Consider the following 21327-nt stretch of genomic DNA (forward strand, 5'->3'; position numbering starts at 1 on the left):
TTATGGGAAAGATTGGTGGATTTAAAGAATACGAAAGAATTGATGAAAATACTATCGAAGTGCAGGAACGTGTTTTGAATTATAATGAATTTACGCTTCCTCTGGCTAAAAATGCCATAAAAGAGCAAGGTTCCCGATGTATGGATTGCGGTATTCCGTTTTGTCATAGTGCTTGTCCGTTGGGAAATTTGATTCCCGATTTCAATGACATGGTGCATGAAGAAGAATGGCAAAGTGCCTTGGAAATTTTGCAATCAACCAATAATTTTCCAGAATTCACCGGTCGATTGTGTCCGGCACCTTGCGAAAAATCATGTGTTCTTGGCCTGATTGAAGCTCCCGTTGCCATCGAAAACATAGAAAAAAACATCATCGAAAGAGGTTTTGCTGAAGGATGGATTAAACCGCAACCACCCAAAAAAAGAACAGGCAAAACAGTTGCAGTTATTGGATCGGGTCCAGCTGGATTAGCAACAGCACAACAACTCAACAGAGCCGGACATTTAGTTACCGTTTTTGAAAGAGACGATAAGATTGGTGGATTGTTGCGATATGGAATTCCGAATTTCAAACTTGAAAAAGCAATCATCGATCGACGTGTTGCCATTTTAGAAGCAGAAGGAATTGTTTTCAAGACCAATATAAATGTTGGGGTAAATTTTCCGGTTCAAGAGTTGTATGCTTTTGATGCCATCGTTTTATGTGGTGGTGCTAGCGAAAGAAGATCACTTCCAACAAAAGGAATCGAAAGCAAAGGTGTTGTTCAAGCGATGGATTTCCTGACACAGCAAACCAAGGTTTTATATGGCGAAACGATTCCAAATCAAATTACGGCAACAGAAAAGAATGTAATTGTAATTGGTGGTGGCGATACGGGATCGGATTGTATTGGAACTTCCAACCGACAAGGGGCCAAATCGGTTACCAATTTCGAAATCCTGCCAAAGCCCCCTGTTGAGAGAAGTGAAACTACTCCATGGCCATTTTGGCCGTTGCAACTCAAAACTTCCTCATCCCATGAAGAAGGTTGCGAGAGAAATTGGCTCATCAATACCAAAGAATTTATTACTGATGAAAAAGGTAACTTGACCGCTTTAAAAACCGTTGAAGTAAGTTGGAAAATATCACCAGGACAACGACCACAACTCATTGAAAAAGAAGGATCAGAAAAAATTTGGCCTTGCGAATTGGTTCTTTTGGCATTAGGATTTACAGGTCCTGAAAAAACGTTGAGTGATCAATTAGGATTAGAAATAGACGAAAGAAACAATTATAAAGCAACTCAATACAAAACCAACAAACCTAATATCTTTACAGCTGGCGATATGAGACGTGGACAATCATTAATTGTTTGGGCCATTTCCGAAGGTCGAGAAGCAGCAAGAGAAGTCGATTTATTTTTGATGGGATACACTGATTTGCCTACAAAGGGAAAGGGAGATTTGCCAAGTTTATAATTACATTTCGAAGCAACCTTTTTTGATTTTTTCTATCTAAAAAGAAATCATCAAAAAATAAACCCATGAAAATCACTAATTTAATCATAGTTGCTTTCCTTTTAGTTTTCTTGAGCAGCTGCTGCAACAACGACGATGGAAATCCTGTAAACCAACAAATTGAAGGAAAATGGCATCTTGTTCAAGTATCGGGAGGCTTTGTTGGAATCAACCACGTTTATGAACCAGGAACCATCAGTTGGGAATTTAACCCAAGTACAAACAAGCTGAAAGTCATCAATACCAATACTGATGATAATATGCAGGATATCTTTGATACTGGCACTTATGATTATGGATTCCAACTCAATACTGCAACACCGGAAATATGTCCTGAAAACATTCTTTTAAACAGCATTGATTACGGTTGCTATACAATTAGCTCCAATAATTTAATTATAAGCCAAGTTGAAACGGATGGCTTTCTTATAAAATTAATCAGATTTTAAAACATTTAGTTTCAAAAATAACTTAATGTTGTATTTTGTTAATATTAATATAATCTATTGCTCTGTATCATTCTCTTTGCTATTTTTGCTGAAAATTAAATGCAAATGTCTCCAAAGGAATTAGTTCAGTTAGCAGAAGAATTCGGTAATCCACTATATGTTTATGATGCTGAAAAAATTAAAAATCAATATTTAAGACTAACCGATGCTTTCGCAAAAGTGGAAAGCCTTCGAATCAATTATGCTGTCAAGGCCTTGTCTAATATTGCTATTTTGCAACTATTGAAACAGATTGGTTCTGGTTTGGATACGGTTTCTATTCAGGAAGTGCAATTGGGCTTACATGCTGGTTTTACTCCCGATCGGATTATTTATACTCCAAACGGCGTTTCTTTTGAAGAATTGGAAGAAGTGGCCGAGTTAGGTGTTCAGATTAATATTGACAACCTTTCTGTCTTGGAGCATTTTGGTGCGAAACATCCAACTGTTCCGGTTTGTATTAGGATCAATCCACATGTCATGGCAGGTGGTAATGCCAATATTTCTGTAGGACATATTGATAGTAAATTCGGGATTTCGATCCATCAGATGCCGCATATCTTGAGAATTGTGGAGAATACCGGAATGCACATCAATGGAATTCACATGCATACAGGTTCTGATATTTTGGATATTGGCGTTTTCCTCTATGCCGCCGAAATCCTTTTTGATGCTGCAAAAAACTTCAAGGAACTTGATTTTCTTGACTTTGGAAGCGGTTTCAAAGTACCTTATAAAAAAGACGATATCGAAACGGATATTGAAGAACTTGGAAAAAAACTGTCCAAAAGATTCAATGCTTTCGCAAAAGAATATGGCCGTGATTTGACACTTGCGTTTGAGCCAGGAAAATTCTTGGTGAGTGAGGCTGGTTTTTTCTTGGCAAAAGTGAATGTGGTGAAACAAACTACTTCGACAGTTTTTGCTGGAATTGACAGTGGTTTCAATCACTTGATTCGACCGATGTTTTATGGTTCACAGCATCATATTGAGAATGTTTCCAACCCTAAAGCAAAAGAGCGTTTTTATACGGTTGTTGGATACATCTGTGAAACGGATACTTTTGCCAATAACAGAAAGATATCAGAAATTAAAGAAGGCGACATTTTGGCGTTTAGAAATGCTGGAGCTTATTGCTTTTCGATGGCATCCAATTATAACTCAAGGTTTAAACCTGCCGAAGTGTTGTGGATTGATGGAAAAGGAGTATTGATCAGACAACGTGAAACTTTTGAAGATTTACTTAAAAACCAAATACCATTTGAAGTTCCGGTTGCTCTAGAAGTATAGTTTTAGGCACTTTTTTTCAACCGAAATTTTAGATTGTTTACTGACAGGCCTAGGAATCTGTCGGACTAAATCCAATAATTCATTTTATTGGATTTTTTTGCTTTTAAAATATTTACACGAATTACACTAATTTTTACAAATTCTTCCAGATTGGAGGACAATTTTGGAAAAGTTTCCAAAGTTCTAATTGTTTCCTCCTAGCCCTGATGGTGCAATTGTTTGAGCTCTTGTCTCGTTCTTAAAAAACGAGACAAAGCGAGTTGCTCCAGCAGGAAAATCGATTCCCAAAATGCCCTAACGATTCGCTTCTGATAATTGTGCTGAAATAACATAAATATAATATCGGTTAGCGTTTGGTTTTTTATCTTTGGAATCTAAAACAAACAGAAATGGATAGAAGGAAGTTTTTTAGAAACGGATCGTTATTTACTATTGGAGCTGCGGTTTTGAATCCGTTTGACTTGACGGCAAAGAATGTTGATTTTGAAAGTCTGGACAAGAATAAAAAAGCGAAAAATATCATTATTTTGGTGAGTGACGGGATGAGCAGCGGCACTTTGAACATGGCGGATTTGTATTTGAACAGGAAGACGGGAAAAGGCTCAAATTGGATGCAATTATACAAAGACAATAGGGTTTCGAGAGCTTTGATGGACACGGCTTCGGCAAGTTCTATTGTGACAGATTCGGCTGCAGCGAGTTCGTCTTGGGGTGGCGGTTTTAGAGTGAACAACGGTTCGCTGAACATTGGCCCGAATGGCGAAACAAACTTACCTATTTGGCAAAAGTTTAAAAAATCGGGCAAAATGGCGGGTTGCGTGACCACGGTTCCGATCACGCATGCGACTCCTGCGGGATTTTGCGTGAGTACGAAAAGCAGAAACAGCCAGGATGATATTGCGGAAATGTATCTTGATTTGGGTTTTGATATCATGATGGGCGGCGGTTTGAATTATTTTTCTCCTGCTACCAGAAAAGATAAAAAAGACATTTTGGAGGCTTTCAAATCGAAGGGTTTTCAGGTGGCGAGAAACCGCTCGGAGATGATGAACACGAACAATGAAAAACCTATTTTGGGTGTTTTTGCAGAAGATGCACTTCCCTACTCGATTGATCGAAATAATGATGTGAAATTGCAGGAAACGACTCCGACTTTGGCCGAAATGACGCAGAAAGCCATTGAAAAAATGAAAAATCACAAGAATGGTTTTGTACTTCAGGTTGAGGCAGGAAAGGTAGATTGGGCAGCTCATGCAAATGATATTGGCGGATTGCTTTATGATCAAGTTGCCTTTGACGAGGCGGTGAAAGTGGCGATTGATTTTGCTGAAAAGGATAAAAACACATTGATTATCATCACAACCGACCACGGAAATGCAAATCCTGGGATCATTTATGGAAAAAATGCTAACACAAATTTTGATTCGATTCAGAAATACAAACACACAAACGAATGGCTTTTGAATGAAATTCACCCTACTTCGACGGTTGCACAAGTGCGAGAAATCATTGAATTTGCTAATGGAACTATAGTAAATGAAGAAGATGCAAAAACAGTTTTGAGCTATTATGATGGTTTGCACAAGGAAGATGGCGGTTTGTATAATTACAAGAAATTGCCATTTAAGGCTTTCGCCGAAATGCAAGAAAAAACCAATTCTGTTGGCTGGATTAGTATGGACCACTCAGCCGATTATGTGGAGTTGGCAATGTTTGGACCAGGAAGCGAACTCTTGAAACCATTCATCAAGAATACCGATTTGCATTATCTGATGCTTCAAGCGGCTGAAGTCGAGAATAAATTTTAAGAATTTAGACTATGGAAATAGAAAATGTGTTTAAGAATAATGAAAACTGGATTGCAAATAAATTAGCAGTTAATCCCGATTATTTTTCTGATTTATCAAAAGGTCAAAGTCCTGAAATTCTTTACATTGGATGCTCTGACAGCCGTGTCACTGCCGAAGATTTGATGGGAGTTCAACCTGGCGAAGTGTTTGTTCACAGAAACATTGCCAATATGGTAATCAGTATCGATTTGAACGTGATGTCGGTTTTGAATTATGCCGTTGAACATCTCAAAGTAAACCACGTTGTAGTTTGTGGACATTATTTTTGTGGAGGTGTAAAAGCGGCTATGGAAGCTAAAGATTTAGGAATTTTAAACCCTTGGTTGCGAAATATCCGCGACGTCTATCGTTTGCACAAAAAAGAATTGAATGCCATTGAAGATGAAAATCAACGCTACAATCGTTTGGTAGAATTGAATGTTCAAGAACAATGCATCAACTTGATAAAAACTGCTGCTGTGCAAAAAGCCTATAAAGAAAGAGGTTTGAAAGTGCATGGTTGGGTTTTCGATATCCATTCTGGGAAACTCATCGACCTAAAAATTGATTTCGACCATGTGTTGAAAGACATTATGGAGATTTATAATTTGGGGCATGATTAAAAATTTTAACCGCAAAGAACACAAAGGAAAAAACGCAAAGTTCACAAAGTTATTTCTTGAATAATGCTTTGCGAACTTTGCGTAAAACTTTATGCCTTTGCGGTTAAATTTAAAATGTAACTATCGTTTTCTTCGCCTCTTCAAATTCCGAAATCATATCATCGACAATAGCTGCAACCGATTTTATTTCGTGAATCAAGCCCGAAACCTGCCCTATTTCCAGTTCGCCTTCCACCAAATCGCCTTCAAACATTCCTCGTTTTGCACGAGCTCTTCCTAATAATGTCTTCAAATCTTCAACCGAAGGTCCTTTTGCATACAAATTCTGAACATCCTGATAGAATTTATTTTTGATTAATCGAACAGGAGCCAATTCTTTCAAAGTAACTTGTGTTCCACCTTCTTCCAAATCCACAATGGTCTGCTTAAAATTTTCGTGAGCCGAACTTTCAAACGAAGCTGCAAAACGGCTACCAACTTGAACGCCATCGGCACCTAGAATCATTGTGGCTAACATCGCTTTTCCAGTTGCAATTCCACCTGCCGCAATCAACGGGATTTGTATTTTTTCACGAACCATCGGAATCAATGTCAAGGTTGTACTTTCTTCCCTGCCGTTATGTCCACCGGCTTCAAAACCTTCGGCTACGACCGCATCAACACCCGCTTCTTGGGCTTTCAAGGCAAATTTTGAACTACTTACAACGTGAACGACCGTAATTCCTTTTTCCTTCAAGAAAGCTGTCCACGTTTTGGGATTTCCAGCCGAAGTAAAAACGATTTTCACGCCTTCTTCCACGATAATATTCATGATTTCTTCGATATTCGGATACAGCATCGGAACGTTAACACCAAACGGTTTATCGGTTGCTTTTTTGCATTTCTGGATGTGTTCCCTCAAAACATCAGGATACATCGAACCCGCACCAATCAAGCCCAGACCGCCTGAATTACTAACGGCACTTGCCAATTTATAACCGCTGTTCCAAATCATTCCCCCTTGAATAATTGGGTATTTTATATTGAATAATTCTGTGATTTTGTTCATTTCTAAATATTGAAAATTGATATTCTAATTGATTTTTTATTTGGAGCGAATCGCTTGGGCCTTATCTTCAATCCATTTTCCCGCCTTCCTTCCATCTCATCCCAAAAGACGAGATTCCCTCCAGTCGGGGCTAAAAGGGATCGTCTTTTGTGTTTTTAAACTTTCAAACTTACAAAATTTCGTTCTTTTTTTTCGGCAAAAATAATGGGCAAAAAATTAATGACAACAATAACGATGCTATATAAGTTACTAATAAGTTTCCAAATTTATGATCCTCTACAATCCAAACCTTAAAAATTGTAACTAACGATGAGCTTATAAAGATAAAGAACCAATAATTAATGTTTATTTTTTGATGTTGAATCTCCTGTGTTGGCATTTTTATTATAACCACAAAAATTAAAATCGCACCCAAGAATGTACTTGCATGTTGTGCTATCTTTAAAATAGGCATTTCTAAATTTAAAAAAAGGACACTGTCTTGAAGAATAGGAAACTTGTTCACAAAATAGCCATCATAATGAGTGAAACTGTCCCAAAGAAGATGAGAAAAAGCTCCAATGAGGATTGAGATACAAATAATCAACCAATTTTTAATGAAATATGCATTCCAATCAAATGCTTTGAAAATAGAAAATCTTGATTTTAAAAATAAAGGTAAATTATCAATAAAACTCTTCTTCACAAAATTATGAAATGCGAACGACGCCAAGATTCCAAGAGGTAAGTCAAACCAAAAAACACCTTCTAAAGTGTGGCTATAATTGCTCTGTAGTTTCATTCTTAAAAAGTACTCAAAATCAGGAATCATACTTCCAACCACAAGTCCGGTTAAAGAGAAAAATCGTTTAGGCAAAAGAGCCAAAGGCAAAACAATTGCCGGATGAGAAAATGTAAACGGCATCTTTATTTCTTTATTAATTTCCCTTTCTGTGAAACATCCCCAGAAACTATTTCATAAAAATAAATTCCAGAAGCAAGATCTTCCAAAGATAAATGAGATAGATTAGCGTTCATTTTTTCCAATAAAACCCTTTGTCCTAAACTATTGTAAATACTGATTTCTCCAGTTTTAAAGCCTTTTGAAAAACTCAAATTCAATACATTTTCAACAGGATTTGGATACACAATAAATTTATTTTCAACAAATGAATTCGCTCCTAAAGCATTCTGAATAATCAAATCAAAATCGGGAATTCCATACCCAAATTGAGCATTCGGAGTAGCATATAAATTTGCAGATTCTTTTATCAACTGTATGATTTCTGCATTGGTTTTATCAGGCAAAGCTTGCCATAAACAAGCCACCAATCCTGCAGTAATGGGACCTGAAAACGAAGTCCCATCGGATGTTACAATCTCTCCAATGGCATTCGAAACAACAGCATTTTTACCTTGTGCCATCACATCCGGTTTGACCCTTCCGTCAAAAGAAGGCCCGATGGAACTGAAAGTCGCATAGCTTTCATCAGGCATAACGGCTCCAACGGCTAAAGTATGTTCTGCATCAGCTGGAACTGCAATATGAGGATTCTCGGTAGTTCCTGAATTTCCACCCGAAGTAACACAAATCATCCCACGGGAAAAGGCAACTTCTGAACCTCTTGAAATAAACGAAGTTGTGCCATTTATATCTTCATAAGTATAGCTGTAATCAGGATTATCATAGCCAAAATAACCCAACGAAGTATTGATGATATCCACACCCAAACTATCCGCCATTTCAGCCGCTTCAACCCAAAAAGATTCTTCAACTGGATTTTCTCCATTGATATCTTCCGTTACAAAAAGACAATAATGAGCATCAGGAGCCGTTCCAACAAGTTGATTTTCTACAAAACCTCCCATTGTGGAAAGTACCATCGTTCCGTGAGATCCACCACCATAAAAATTGGTGCTTGAATTTACAAAATCATAACCTCCTAAAATCAGATTATTCTCCTGCATTCTTTGAAATGGACTCGTCACATCAACACCCACAAAACCAGTATCCATAACTGCAATTATCTTTCCAGTTCCTGTAAAGTCCTGTTCGTGAAGCAGATGTCCGTTGAGCATTTCAATCTGAATGTTTGAATTTCCGTAACCAAAAGTCACTAAAGCTTCGAGGTTTTTATTAACATTACTTGCTCGTTGCTGATTGGCATTTCGCTCTAAATTTCCATTATTGAGGCTTTTATTTGCAAAATCCACATGATCTACGAATTCTAAATTTTCAAGGTTTTGTATGTCCAAAATTGTTCCGCGAATGTGCAAGGCATTCAGCCATTTTGATTTCGCCATTACGGTAATTCCAACTGAATTTGTAATTTGTTCGATGTATGAAATGGCAATTGGTACATCTTTTTCATCCAATGGAATATTTTGCAAATTCCTCCTATCCAAAGCTCTTTGCGAGAGCATTTCCAATGGATTTTCAAGGTAAAAAGCTGTATCTGGCTTATCGTTAAAATATACCCAGGCATCTTCAATTTGGGCAAATGAAAAAGCAGTGATTTGAAGAAAAAAAAGTAGTAAATATTTTTTCATAGGATTTTTTGAACGACTCAATAAGTTTCAAATTTACGAATTGTTATTGATATTTTTAGGATGTTTTAATAACAGTATCAACCTCGAAATAAAAAATTAATTGTAAATAAACCAATCAAATACATATTTAAAACACTTAAATTCAATGATTTAAAAAATAATTCAAAATTTATTTGGATTTATAAATTTTTATGCTCTAAATTTGCACTCAAGTTCTTTAAAAAATTATTCTTATCCAGAAAGACCGAGGGAATTGACCCGATGACGTCTTAGCAACCTGATCACTTTTGTGTTTAAGGTGCTACCTTCAACCCTTGCCAATGGCGGGGAAAGATAAGCTTAGAAATTGTTTATAATACCTCAAAATATTATATGCTCTTCTGACTTATCGGAAGAGCATTTTTTGTTTATGCTCCTCTGATATCTGGTTTTGAATGTTTTTTTTAATCAACAAAAAAAATATTTACAAACATTAAAAATTTTAAAGATGCAAGAGCAAACACAAATCCTAAACTACATTCCAGTAGACGAATTAACCGGTTCAATCTCGGTGCCGATTTACCAAACTTCAACTTTCGTACAAGAAGAACCTGGCGTTCACAAAGGTTTCGATTACGCAAGAAGCAACAATCCGACGAGAAAGGTCTTGGAAGATTTGGCTGCCAAATTAGAAAACGGAACAAATGGTTATGCCTTTTCAAGCGGTTTGGCTGCCATCGATGCAGTTGTGAAATTGTTGAAAACTGGAGACGAAATTATTGCAGTTGATGACATTTATGGTGGAGCTTTCCGCTTATTCACGCACATTTATGAGAAATTCGGAATCAGTATTAAATATGTTGACGCGACAGATGCCCAAAATGTTGCCAATGCCATTTCAGACAAGACGGCTTTGATTTGGATTGAATCGCCAACCAACCCAACCTTGAAGATTGCCGATTTGAGAGCGATTGGAAAAATTGCAAAAGAACACAATGTTTTATTTTGTGTTGACAATACTTTTGCTTCGCCAATTGCCCAAAAACCAATTGAATATGGAGCGGATTTAATTGTTCACAGTGCTACAAAATACATTTCTGGACATAGCGATTTGATTGCCGGCTTGGTTATTACCGCTACGGAAGAATTGGGTGCTAAAATCAAATTTATACAAAATGCTTCGGGTGCCATACTTGGGCCATTCGACAGCTGGTTGGTGATCCGAGGAATTGAAACTTTGAGTTTGAGAATCAAGCAACATGCTGAAAATGCACAGAAAGTGGCTGAATTCTTGACAACTGAAAAACTAATCAAAAACGTTTTTTATCCTGGTTTGAAAACACATCAGAACCACGAAATTGCAAAAAGCCAACAGAAATATTTTGGTGGTGTTGTCACTTTCGATTTGGTGATTGATGATAAGGAATTGGCTTCGAGAATTGTTTCGGGAACAAAATTATTCAAACTCGCAGAAAGTTTGGGTGGCGTGAAAAGCTTGTGTTGTTTGCCTTGCGAAATGACGCATAAATCGATTCCGGTTGAAAAAAGATACCAGTCTGGTGTTACCGATAGCTTGATCCGTCTTTCTGTTGGTTTGGAAGATGCTGATGATTTGATTGCCGATTTGAAACAGGCGATTGAAAATGCGGTTAAAGTGAATGTAGAAACTGCTTCGTCGTTGAACTAAACGAATTTCCTGCAAGGTTTTCAAAACCTTGTAGGTATAATCTAAAAAAGCTTTGCGAAAAAAAGACCTACAAGGTTTTGAAAACCTTGCAGGAGAACAGCAACAGTTTGTCAAAAAGTTTAAAAAATACCTAAAGATTTCATCTAGCCCCGATTGTAGCTACTATCCTTTTTGTTCCGGGGTTCGGAACAAAAAGATAGTAGTGGAAAGCGGGAAAATGGATTGAGAAGATGCCTTGGGTTTTGCTCCAAAAAAAATATAACACGAATTGCACAAATTAGCACAAATTTTTGTTCGTGAAAATTAGTGTGATTCGTGTTGAATAAAAAAATAAAAGAAAATGTCAAGAAAAAAATTAAATATAGGTTTGTTCGGGTTTGGATGTGTAGGTTTTGGATTGTATGAGGTGTTGCAAAAAACGCCTGGTTTGAAGGCCAACATTAAGAATATTTGTGTCAAGGATAAGGATAAGAAGCGTGAAATTGGCGCTGAAAATTTTACGTTCAACAAGGAAGATATTTTTAATGATCCCGAAATAAATGTGATTGTGGAGCTGATTGATGATGCTGAAGCGGCTTATGAAATTGTGACGCGTGCTTTGAAAAGCGGAAAAGCGGTGGTTTCGGCCAACAAGAAAATGATTGCGGAACATTTTGAGGAATTGCTTGAATTGCAACGTGAATATCAGGTTCCGTTGTTGTATGAAGCGGCTTGTTGTGCCAGTATTCCCATCATCAGAAATCTTGAGGAATATTATGACAATGACCTTTTGGAATCGATTCAGGGGATTGTGAATGGGTCGACAAATTATATTTTGACGAAGACATTTAAGGATAATTTGTCGTATGAAGAGGCATTGAAAGAGGCTCAGGATAAAGGTTTTGCCGAAAGTAATCCGATTTTGGACACAGGTGGTTTTGATGCGAAATATAAATTGCTGATTTTGTTGGCACATTCTTTCGGATACATTGCAAAACCTGATGATTTACTGAATATTGGCATCAACTCAATTGGTGGTTTGGAGTTAAAATATGCCCGTGAAAAAGGATTGAAAATTAAATTGGTGGCACAGGCTTTCAAGAATGCAGATGGGACAATTTCGGCATTCGTAATTCCGAAATTTATTGATTCAGAAGACCGATTGTTTAATGTGGATGATGTTTTTAATGGTGTGATTACGAAGACGAGTTTTGCCGACGAACAGTTTTTTGTAGGCAAAGGTGCCGGAGCTCATCCTACTGCTTCTGCGGTTTTGAGTGATATTTCGGCTTTGAGTTATGATTATCAATATGAATATAAAAAAATTGCACAACAAGAGAATTTGAGTTTGTCGGATGATGTGAACTTGAAGGTGTTTTTGCGTCATCAAGTGGAAGATGCTATCACTTTGAAGAAACATTTTTTAAATATTGATGAGTCGTATTTGAACCACGAATCGGGTTACATTACCGGGACAATTTCTTTGGAGAATTTGAGAAGCATTCACTTTGATGAAAGCTTTGAAAAATCTTTTGTATTGTTGGAAGTACAAAATTGATATTTCAAAGCTATCTTTTTACCAGCTTTGCGTCTTAGCGACTTTGCGAGTAACTATTTCTCGCAAAGTCGCTAAGACGCAAAGTTTTATATTTTTAGAAAGGTTTACTTTAATATCTCAATCAACTTTTATAACATCTTCCTAGCCTTTTCTAAATCTTCAGGAGTATCAATTCCGATGCTGACATGAGTGGTTTCCACCATTTTAATTCTTTTTCCGAATTCTAGGTAGCGTAATTGTTCCAGTTTTTCTGAAGCTTCCAGAGATTTCATCGGAAGGCTGTAGAAATCCATAATAGCTTGTTTGCGGAAGGCGTAAATTCCTATGTGTTGGAAATAGCGAACACCCACATTTTTTTCTCTTGGATAAGGAATCACAGAGCGGGAAAAATATAAGGCGAAATCATTCTGATCTACTACAACCTTTACATTGTTGGGATTATTGATGTCGTCTTCGTTGGTGATTTCGCGCATCAGGGAAGCTAAATCTATCTTTTTATCAAGGTCATTTTTAAAGACGGAAAGTACTTGTTCCAACGGACCTTTTTCTGTAAACGGTTCATCGCCTTGTACGTTTACTACGATGTCAGCATCAATATCGGCAACGGCTTCGGCAATTCGGTCGCTTCCAGATTCGTGTTCCTTGATGCTCATGATGGCTTTTCCGCCGTTTGAAATGATTTCGTTGTAAATCAAATCGGAATCGGTTACTACAAAGACATCATCGAACAATCCTGTGGCGACACTGGCTTCATAAGTTCTTAAAATAACGGTTTTGCCTCCCAAATCCTGCATTAATTTTGCGGGAAATCTTGTTGAGGCGTATCTTGCTGGTATGACGGCAATTACTTTCATTGTTATTTGTTGTAATTTATATGTTTTATGTTTTTGCTAAGTTTTAATCTGAGCCGAAAGATATTATGCTACCATCTATTAAGCTTAACTTTGCAAAACTATGCTTTCCATAAATGACCGTTAAATTTGTATCGCTTAGTATTAAATATCGAATAAATGGCTTTCCAACTTCAGGCTTTCCTAATATTTTTAAAATATTTATCTGCCATATTTTTTTCTGATTCCCATAAGCAGTTATTGTTTGTAAATCATCTTCAACAAAATAAACATTTCCTGTTTTCGAGAGCAATCCTCTGTTCCCTATTTTCTCAATTACAACTTCTGACTTATCAACAATCTTCTGTTTAATGAGCGATTCTGGTTCTTGAGCAAAAGCTATTTGCAATGTCAAAAACATAAAGAATATTGTTGTTAATCTTTTCATTATATTATTTACAATTAATTCCAACTAAAAATAATCAATACTATTCTATAAAATACTCATCCTTAAATCCTATCAAATATAATTTATCTTTTGCTCTGGTGATAGCGGTATACAGCCATCTTACATAATCCTTGTTGATGCCATCCGGTAAATACGGTTGTTCGATAAAAACCGTATTCCATTGGCCTCCTTGCGATTTATGGCAAGTGATGGCATAGGAAAACTTGACTTGCAATGCATTGAAAAACTCATTCTCCTTTACTTTTTGGAACCTCTTATATTTGGTGGTTTCATTTTCGTAATCCTTCATCACTTCCTGGTACAATCGGTTGGATTCTTCGTAGGTTAAGGACGGTGATTCGCTTGTAATGGTGTCCAATAATAGGATGGTTTCAAACGGAATCTGGTTGGGATAATCGACCATTCGGATTTTGACCTTTGCGAATTTGAATCCGTAGAGTTCCATGATGCCAAACATTTCCAAAACCTCGATGATATCGCCATTGGCAATAAATCCTGCCTCGTCGGTTTCCTTGAGCCAAAAGTAATTATTTTTTACGACCATCAGGAAATCTCCGGTTGATAATTCGCTTTCCTTGTCGAGGATTCGGGTGCGGATTTGCTGGTTGTATTGGTTGGCCCTTTTATTGGAACGAACAATAAAAGCGGTATCTTCTATACTATAATTGCTATAAGCCGAATTGATGGCGTCCTGAATATCATAGCCATCTGTAAGGCGAACGATGTCCTTGAAACCCTTTAATTTGAATTGAAACGTATCGTATAAATCGTCCTTTAATAAATCACGGAGTTCGGTGGCGTTGAAGAGGATTCCAGAGTTTTCCTCCTGACGCATTACTTCATCTAATTCTATAGATTTTACTTCCTTGTCGTAATGCAAGGAAAGCGAATCAATATCTAAAGCTGGAGAAATGTCCATGTTTACGGGCGGAAGCTGGGCTGTGTCGCCAAGCAGAATCATCTTGCAATTGTGTCCGGTATAGACGTAAAATATAAGGTCGTCCAGAAGTGAACCGTTTGCATACATCTTATCACCTGAATCTGAATCGGAAATCATAGAAGATTCATCGACGATGAAGATGGTGTTCTTGTGTTTGTTTTGTTGCATAGTGAAGGTCACGCCTCCTCCTGCTCCTTTCTTGGGGAAATATATTTTTTTATGGATGGTAAAGGCGGGCTTGTTGGAATAATTGGCGATTACCTTGGCGGCTCGACCTGTTGGAGCCAACAAGACGTATTTTTTTTTGACTTCTATAAGATTGTTGACGATGTTTGAAATTACGGTCGTTTTTCCGGTTCCGGCATATCCTTTTAGGACAAAGATTTCGTCCTGGTTTTCATTGGTGATGAATTCTGCGATTTGCTGGAAGAAGATGTCCTGCTTATAGGTTGGGCTGAATGGGAAGCTTTGGCTTAATATCTTATAGAATTGGGCAGAAATCATTGGAATGTGTTTAGGGCAAAGTTAAGGGATTTTGAATTGTTTTTTTGCCACTGATTCACAGATTATTCTCTTATAAAATAGAAAAGTTTTTTTGCCACAGATTCCACAGATTCTCACAGATTAAAAAAAATTTTACAGATTGGTTTTAAAATCTGTGGAATCTGAGGCAAAAATTATTCATTAGGTTTTTCGACAATATTGGTCAGAAAGATTAAAAAAGGAAAAAGCCATTGGGTTTAGCCCCGACTGGAAGGAAAATCCTTTTCTTTTTTTCCTTTAAAAAAAGAAAAGATTTGGAAGGAAGGCGGGACGATGTGAAAAAGATGCCCGAAGTTTTTGCTCCTAAAAATACAACTACATTAAACCTTTTGGCTTATCTTTAGTCAAATTGAAAACGATTGGTTTTGGAGAACGAAAAGGATTTTATAAAGGCTTTGCTGGACACGAAGACGCAAAATGTTGCGTTTGAACGGCTATTGGCTGATTTTAAACGTCCGCTTTATTCGCACATTCGGAATATTGTTTTGAACCACGATGATGCTGATGATGTTTTGCAGAATACGTTTGTGAAGGTGTATCAGAATTTGAAGAATTTTAAGGGAGATAGTAAGTTGTTTTCGTGGATTTACAGAATTGCAACGAACGAATCCATCACTTTTATTAATGCAAAGGCGAAGCGAAACGGACAAACGAGTGAGGCTTTCCAGCAGAAGCAGGTGGAGAATTTGAGGGCCGATGATTATTTTGATGGCGATGCGGTTCATTTGAAACTCCAAAAAGCAATTGTGGAACTTCCTGAAAAGCAACAGCTTGTTTTTAAGATGAAGTATTTTCAGGAGATGAAATATGAGGAGATATCGGAAATACTGGGAACTTCGGTTGGCGGATTGAAGGCTTCGTACTTTCATGCGGTGAAAAAAATTGAGGATTTTATGAAAAGGGATTAAACCTTTGCTACTAATAAACGTCTTATGATTATGAATGATTTTAATTTAGATAAAGAACCAAAAATTGGCACTGGATTTAAAACTCCAGAGGGTTATTTTGATGATTTTCAGCTGAAAATGATGCAGCATTTGCCTGTTCAGGAACCAAAAGTGATTCCGCTTTTTGCTAGAAGGAGAACTTGGATGATGAGTGCCGTGGCGGTTTTAGTCTTGGCTTTGATGGTTCCTGTTTACTTTAATTATACTTCAAATAACGGAGAAATTGATGCGGTTTCGATGGAAAACTATCTGGCCTACCAGTCGAATATTTCGCAGTATGATTTGATTAATTTGCTAGACAGCGAGGATATTCAGAGCCTTGATATGGATTTGGCTTTGGAAGATAAAACAATTGAAGATATTTTGACTACAAATAACAACTTTGAAAATTATATTTATGAAAACGAATAAATTTATACTTGCCCTGATGCTCCTGATTTCCTTTTCATTTTATGCCCAAGGGCCGAAGAAGGAAAAAGTGAAAGCCTTGAAAGTGGCCTACTTGACCAATAACTTGTCGCTTACAGCCACTGAAGCGGAGAAGTTTTGGCCGATTTATAATGCCTATGATGCCAAGCAATTTGAGTTGCGTCATGAAAAGATGAAGATGATCAAGGATAAATTGGATTCGGAATCTGTTGATAATCTAACAGATAAGCAAGCTTCGGCTATGATTGTTCAGATTGAAAGTGTTGAAGACGACTTGTATCAGAACCGTAAAAAATTTATGGCGAGCTTGAAAACGGTTTTGAGTCCGGTGAAGATTTTGAAGCTCAAAAAAGCCGAAGACGACTTTAATAAAACCTTGTTGCGACAGTACAAAAACAAGGGTAAAAGAGATTGATTTTGTTGCGAATTTCTCAAAAAAAGAGATAGCTTTGCATAAAATAATGCGAAATGATTAATGCTTCGGCAAACGGCTGGATTGACAAATTTTTTGCAGAGCAGAAACCTCTTCTGCTTCCTGTCGTGGGCTATTCTGATTTATTTTATAAAAAGATTCGCGAGACGGGATTTGTTTATGGGCATATCGTTTCGTTTGACACAACCACTCCTATAAATTCAAAAGGTTGGACTTCTGAAGAGATTTCGAAAGTGGCTTTACTGAACACTTTGTACAGCGTTTTCGGGATGGTGACACACGAAAGCGACCCTAAACTATTTATTGAAAAGGCGGTTTTGTTTTATAAGGAAATGCATCCGGAAGGTTTCAGTTTGTTAAAAAAAATGCTTCCTGGGAGTTCTCTATCGCAGGAACTTGAGAAGATGATTGACGAAAGGGTTCAGACGAACGACAACATCATCAGTAAAAATTTCTCGCACATCCTGACCAATGCACTTCTTTTTGAAGATGTTTTGGCTTTCAGGCAATATTTGATTAACGGAAGTATTCCGCATAATTATTTGAAGAAACTGGAGGAAACGATTGTGAGTATTGTTTCGTTGGCACTTAAAACAAAAAATAATCCATCAAAATATGACGAGCTTCTGACCAAACTTTTTGAAGCATCGGTTCGTTTTACGAAATTCTCAAAAATCAATGTAGAAAATCTTGAGGCATTGGAGTTGGATTATTTCAAAGATAACTTGGAACAATATTACCTCATTGATATGGCGGGAATGGCTTTGTGGAATGATGAAAATATGGAAAAAGACGAGGCTTCCTTTCTTTATCAATTGGCCGATTTGATGGGCGTTTCAAAAGATTTTGTTGCAGAGAGTATCACGACTACCGATTATTTTATCGAAAAGCATAAAAAAGAAATTCCTTATTTCAATTACTCGAATCCTGTAAAACATTTTTACGATCAGGCAACTCAAACGGTTGTGGTTTTGATTACGCGAAATAAAAACAGGCTGATGAAGGAAATTTCCCAAAGTGGCGAATTGATGGTTTTACTGGCCCATTCTGCCAAAAGGGATTTGGACGAAAAGGAAAAGAAAAAGGTGAAGAAGCAATTGCTTGAGATTTGTAAAACCATACCATCATTGACGATCTTCCTTTTGCCTGGCGGAAGTTTGCTGTTGCCAATCCTAATAAAATTTATTCCAAAAATGCTTCCTTCGGCATTTAATGAGAATTTGGAGGAATAAAAAATCCACTCGAGAGTGGATTTTTTAACTTTATAATTACTTTTAAAACTGTAACTGATAGACAGTATCTAAATCTTTATTAGAAGAAAGGTTTACTTCCAAATCCTTTACAATTCCTGAATCCAAACCATAAACCCATCCGTGAAGGTTCAGGTCTTGACCGTTTTTCCAAGCTCCTTGAACGATTGAAGTTTTGGCAAGGTCCAGAACCTGCTCCTTAACATTCAATTCTACAAAAGCATTGAACCTGTCTTTTTCGTCTTTGATGGAATCCAAATATTCATGGTGGTGTCTGTAAACATCTTTGATATGACGGATCCAATTGTCGATTAATCCGATAGAATCATTCCCCATTGCCGCTTTCACTCCACCACAACCGTAATGTCCACAAACGATTACATGCTGCACTTTCAGAACATTTACGGCATAATCCAAAACGCTCAACATGTTCATATCTGAATGTACTACCATATTCGCAATGTTTCTGTGAACGAAAACTTCGCCCGGTTGTGCTCCAATTACTTCATTCGCAGGAACACGGCTGTCCGAACATCCAATCCATAAAAGAGGTGGTGATTGTCCGTGTGAAAGTTTTTCAAAATATTGTGGGTCTTGGTTGATTTTTGTTTCAACCCATTTTTTGTTTCCGTCAATTATTTTTTTATAAAAATCGCTCATCTTTTTTAATTTTTAAATTATAAATATTTTTTTACTGTATTTATTTTTCTTCTGTTTTTCTTTTTTCTTCAAGTATGGCAATACATTGATTGTAATCCATTTTTGCTTGTTTTCTTAATTGTGCTTCTTCATAGCTTTCAAAAAAGACATGATTGCTTTCATCGTTGATATCGTCTAGTTCGTAGGCCTTTTTAAAACCTTTCAATTTTACCTTGATATTATCTTCTGCCGCTCTTATGGTTGCAAATTCTTGGATTAAATCTAAGACATCATGTGCGATATAAACTGTATCTGAAGCATTGATTACAACTCTTGAATTTTCTGGAATTTCTGATAAGGTAGTTTTTATGGCCGCCTTATTCAAAAAGGACACCTCTTGTGCTAAATCTATTCGGATAACATCACCGTCTTCGAATTTTTCTTTTCTAAAACGGTAGGCTCTTTTCAGATTTCCTCTTAAAATAAAAATGATACTGATGATGATACCTAGGGCTACACCTTTTAGCAAATCTGTAAAGACTACAGCGATTGTTGTTGCAAAAAATGGAAAGTATAGATATTGGTTTCGGGTTATCATTTTTCTAAATTCAATAACTTTTGTGAATTTATAAATACAATAAGCCAAGATTGCTAGGGAAATAACGGCACAAATTATTACTGCAATACCAGCTATATGTGTTACATCATAAGCAATTTTTATGGTAACTAAAGCGATAATCAAAAAGTTTACTTCCTTTGGCATGTAGGAAGCGAAGTGCTTGATGTTTGGAACTGCCAATTTATAACCTACCAATAAAAGCACAGCCGCTAAAGTTGCCAACGGAATTTTATTCAATAAAAAGGGTATAGCCAGAACACTAATTAGCAATAAAACACCATGAATGATAGCCGACATTTTTGATTTTGCACCAGCATTGTTATTGGCTGAAGTTCGAACAACAACCGAAGTCATTGGCAAACCTCCTAGAAGAGCACTCAACATATTACCAATTCCTTGTGCTTTTAATTCAACATTAGTATCGGTATATCTTTTTTGGACGTCCATTCTATCGGCAGCTTCAATACATAAAAGGGTTTCGATTGAAGCTACGATTGCGATGGTCGCTCCAACGATCCAAACTTTAGAATTCATAAATCCTGCAAAATCTGGCAAAACGATGATGTTTTTGAAATCTTCTAAGCTGGTAGGAACTGGTAATGAAACTAAATGATCTTTTGATATGGCAAGCGAACTCCCTGAAGCTGTGAAAAACTCGTTCAAAAGTATCCCGACAACAACCGCCACCAAAGCAGCTGGTACTAGTTTTAGTTTTTTCAGAAAAGCAACCTTGTCCCAAGAAATAAGGATTGCCAACGACACTAAAGTAACAATTACCGAACCTAGCTGGATATAATCTAGAGACCCCATTATGGAAGAAAAGGTATTGCCTCCATCGTTTTGAATAAAGCTTTCGTCTCCTTCAAAATCAGCGTCATACCCAATTGCATGAGGGATTTGCTTTAGGATAATGATAACACCAATACCGGCGAGCATTCCTTCGATTACGTTTGTCGGAAAATAATTTGATATGCTTCCGGCTCTGACAAACCCAAGAATCAGCTGGATTATACCTGATATCAAAACCGCAGTTAGGAATATATTAAAAGCACCTAAATCGGTAATTGCTGTTAAGACAATTGCCGTTAAACCTGCTGCAGGTCCAGAAACGCTTAGGTGTGATTTACTTAGAAAACCAACCACGATACCTCCTACAATACCTGAAATAATTCCTGATAACGGTGGTGCCCCAGAAGCTAAAGCGATTCCTAAACACAATGGAAGTGCCACCAAAAAAACCACTAAACCAGATGCGAAATCGGATTTAAGGTTGGCAAAAAGATTAATTTTTTTTGTCATAATACCTAACTAAAATTGAATACAAAGATTTTAACCTTCTTTTGAAAACAAGGTTTGGAGATTCAAAAATAAATTTGAATCTAAAATTGTATTAAACGTTAGGTGGAGGTGAAAATATGGAAGATGAAACGTTATCATGCTTCAACAAATTTTCAGATATGATAAGGCTTGAAGACATTTTAGAAATCTTAAACAGATTGATTGCAGTAAACTTTATCTCTGCTTTAATTTCTTTTAATTCTTTATGAACTTGCTCTTCTTCGGACATGCTGTAAAAAATAGTCGTGTCACAATTGTGTTTTATCAAGCTCACAATTGTGGGAGTCGATAAAAATGTGATAAACATTATCAATACAAGTTTGACTGCTAGTTTCATATTCGCAAAAATAGTAGGAATGTCCTCTAATTAAAAACTAAAAGTAG

The 21327-nt window shown here is 36.8% G+C and carries 20 protein-coding genes and 1 riboswitch; of the genes, 11 read left to right on the forward strand and 9 right to left on the reverse strand.

The window, feature by feature from the left end:
* Positions 1 to 2 precede the first annotated feature (2 nt).
* The 5 genes from J2X31_RS05420 (at position 3) to J2X31_RS05440 (ending at position 5726) form a co-directional block, all read left to right on the forward strand.
* Entirely contained in the window at positions 3 to 1457 is a 1455-nt protein-coding gene (locus tag J2X31_RS05420) for a glutamate synthase subunit beta (protein ID WP_310025074.1), read from the forward strand.
* Positions 1458 to 1522: 65 nt separating this feature from the next.
* A complete protein-coding gene (locus tag J2X31_RS05425) occupies positions 1523 to 1945 on the forward strand; it encodes a hypothetical protein (RefSeq protein WP_310025075.1) in 423 nt (140 codons plus the stop codon).
* A gap of 105 nt (positions 1946 to 2050) precedes the next feature.
* Positions 2051 to 3274 carry a diaminopimelate decarboxylase gene (gene lysA, locus J2X31_RS05430; protein WP_310025076.1) on the forward strand — a complete coding sequence of 408 codons (1224 nt, stop codon included), beginning with the start codon at positions 2051 to 2053 and terminating at the stop codon, positions 3272 to 3274.
* 389 nt (positions 3275 to 3663) lie between these two features.
* The gene (locus tag J2X31_RS05435) at positions 3664 to 5082 is read left to right on the forward strand and encodes an alkaline phosphatase (RefSeq protein ID WP_310025077.1); all 1419 of its coding nucleotides are present in this window, start codon (positions 3664 to 3666) and stop codon (positions 5080 to 5082) included.
* An 11-nt stretch (positions 5083 to 5093) separates the two neighbouring features.
* Positions 5094 to 5726, forward strand: a complete 633-nt coding sequence (locus J2X31_RS05440; protein ID WP_310025078.1) for a carbonic anhydrase — start codon at positions 5094 to 5096, stop codon at positions 5724 to 5726.
* 109 nt (positions 5727 to 5835) lie between these two features.
* Here the strand turns inward: J2X31_RS05440 and J2X31_RS05445 are convergent, their stop codons facing one another.
* From J2X31_RS05445 to J2X31_RS05455, 3 genes are all read right to left on the reverse strand, one after another.
* Positions 5836 to 6774: an NAD(P)H-dependent flavin oxidoreductase gene (locus J2X31_RS05445; RefSeq protein WP_310025079.1), complete on the reverse strand. Its 939-nt coding sequence runs from the start codon at positions 6772 to 6774 to the stop codon at positions 5836 to 5838.
* A 169-nt stretch (positions 6775 to 6943) separates the two neighbouring features.
* On the reverse strand, positions 6944 to 7678 hold the full coding sequence (locus tag J2X31_RS05450) for a DUF4184 family protein (protein WP_310025080.1): 735 nt from the start codon (positions 7676 to 7678) through the stop codon (positions 6944 to 6946).
* A 2-nt stretch (positions 7679 to 7680) separates the two neighbouring features.
* Positions 7681 to 9303 carry a S8 family serine peptidase gene (locus J2X31_RS05455; RefSeq protein WP_310025081.1) on the reverse strand — a complete coding sequence of 541 codons (1623 nt, stop codon included), beginning with the start codon at positions 9301 to 9303 and terminating at the stop codon, positions 7681 to 7683.
* A gap of 228 nt (positions 9304 to 9531) precedes the next feature.
* Positions 9532 to 9643: riboswitch (SAM riboswitch) on the forward strand.
* A 147-nt stretch (positions 9644 to 9790) separates the two neighbouring features.
* Here J2X31_RS05455 and J2X31_RS05460 point away from each other — a divergent pair.
* Positions 9791 to 10969, forward strand: a complete 1179-nt coding sequence (locus J2X31_RS05460) for a trans-sulfuration enzyme family protein (protein WP_310025082.1) — start codon at positions 9791 to 9793, stop codon at positions 10967 to 10969.
* 340 nt (positions 10970 to 11309) lie between these two features.
* Entirely contained in the window at positions 11310 to 12506 is a 1197-nt protein-coding gene (locus J2X31_RS05465; protein ID WP_310025083.1) for a homoserine dehydrogenase, read from the forward strand.
* A 128-nt stretch (positions 12507 to 12634) separates the two neighbouring features.
* Here the strand turns inward: J2X31_RS05465 and kdsB are convergent, their stop codons facing one another.
* From kdsB to J2X31_RS05480, 3 genes are read right to left on the reverse strand one after another with little or no spacing between them, the layout of a single operon-like run.
* Positions 12635 to 13360: a 3-deoxy-manno-octulosonate cytidylyltransferase gene (kdsB, locus tag J2X31_RS05470; RefSeq protein ID WP_310025084.1), complete on the reverse strand. Its 726-nt coding sequence runs from the start codon at positions 13358 to 13360 to the stop codon at positions 12635 to 12637.
* Positions 13361 to 13403: 43 nt separating this feature from the next.
* Positions 13404 to 13784 (reverse strand): hypothetical protein, encoded by a 381-nt coding sequence (locus J2X31_RS05475; RefSeq protein ID WP_310025085.1) that lies wholly within the window; start codon positions 13782 to 13784, stop codon positions 13404 to 13406.
* A 40-nt stretch (positions 13785 to 13824) separates the two neighbouring features.
* Positions 13825 to 15249: an ATP-dependent DNA helicase gene (locus J2X31_RS05480; RefSeq protein ID WP_310025086.1), complete on the reverse strand. Its 1425-nt coding sequence runs from the start codon at positions 15247 to 15249 to the stop codon at positions 13825 to 13827.
* Positions 15250 to 15653: 404 nt separating this feature from the next.
* On the opposite strand from J2X31_RS05480, the gene J2X31_RS05485 reads away from it, so the two are divergent.
* From J2X31_RS05485 to J2X31_RS05500, 4 genes are read left to right on the forward strand one after another with little or no spacing between them, the layout of a single operon-like run.
* The gene (locus tag J2X31_RS05485; RefSeq protein ID WP_310025087.1) at positions 15654 to 16196 is read left to right on the forward strand and encodes an RNA polymerase sigma factor; all 543 of its coding nucleotides are present in this window, start codon (positions 15654 to 15656) and stop codon (positions 16194 to 16196) included.
* Positions 16197 to 16226: 30 nt separating this feature from the next.
* Positions 16227 to 16646 carry a hypothetical protein gene (locus J2X31_RS05490; protein ID WP_310025088.1) on the forward strand — a complete coding sequence of 140 codons (420 nt, stop codon included), beginning with the start codon at positions 16227 to 16229 and terminating at the stop codon, positions 16644 to 16646.
* The gene (locus tag J2X31_RS05495; RefSeq protein WP_310025089.1) at positions 16633 to 17079 is read left to right on the forward strand and encodes a sensor of ECF-type sigma factor; all 447 of its coding nucleotides are present in this window, start codon (positions 16633 to 16635) and stop codon (positions 17077 to 17079) included. Before J2X31_RS05490 ends, J2X31_RS05495 begins: the two co-directional genes overlap by 14 nt.
* A gap of 53 nt (positions 17080 to 17132) precedes the next feature.
* Positions 17133 to 18329, forward strand: a complete 1197-nt coding sequence (locus tag J2X31_RS05500; protein ID WP_310025090.1) for an LETM1-related biofilm-associated protein — start codon at positions 17133 to 17135, stop codon at positions 18327 to 18329.
* Between the two features lie 42 nt (positions 18330 to 18371).
* Here J2X31_RS05500 and can read toward each other — a convergent pair whose 3' ends face one another.
* The 3 genes from can to J2X31_RS05515 form a co-directional block, all read right to left on the reverse strand.
* The gene (gene can, locus J2X31_RS05505; RefSeq protein WP_310025091.1) at positions 18372 to 19007 is read right to left on the reverse strand and encodes a carbonate dehydratase; all 636 of its coding nucleotides are present in this window, start codon (positions 19005 to 19007) and stop codon (positions 18372 to 18374) included.
* 40 nt (positions 19008 to 19047) lie between these two features.
* A complete protein-coding gene (locus tag J2X31_RS05510) occupies positions 19048 to 20904 on the reverse strand; it encodes a SulP family inorganic anion transporter (protein WP_310025093.1) in 1857 nt (618 codons plus the stop codon).
* A 91-nt stretch (positions 20905 to 20995) separates the two neighbouring features.
* Positions 20996 to 21280, reverse strand: coding sequence for a hypothetical protein (locus J2X31_RS05515; protein ID WP_310025095.1), 285 nt, complete (start codon positions 21278 to 21280; stop codon positions 20996 to 20998).
* Positions 21281 to 21327 lie beyond the last annotated feature (47 nt).

The sequence above is a fragment of the Flavobacterium arsenatis genome, assembly GCF_031456785.1.
Taxonomy (GTDB): Bacteria; Bacteroidota; Bacteroidia; order Flavobacteriales; family Flavobacteriaceae; genus Flavobacterium; species Flavobacterium arsenatis.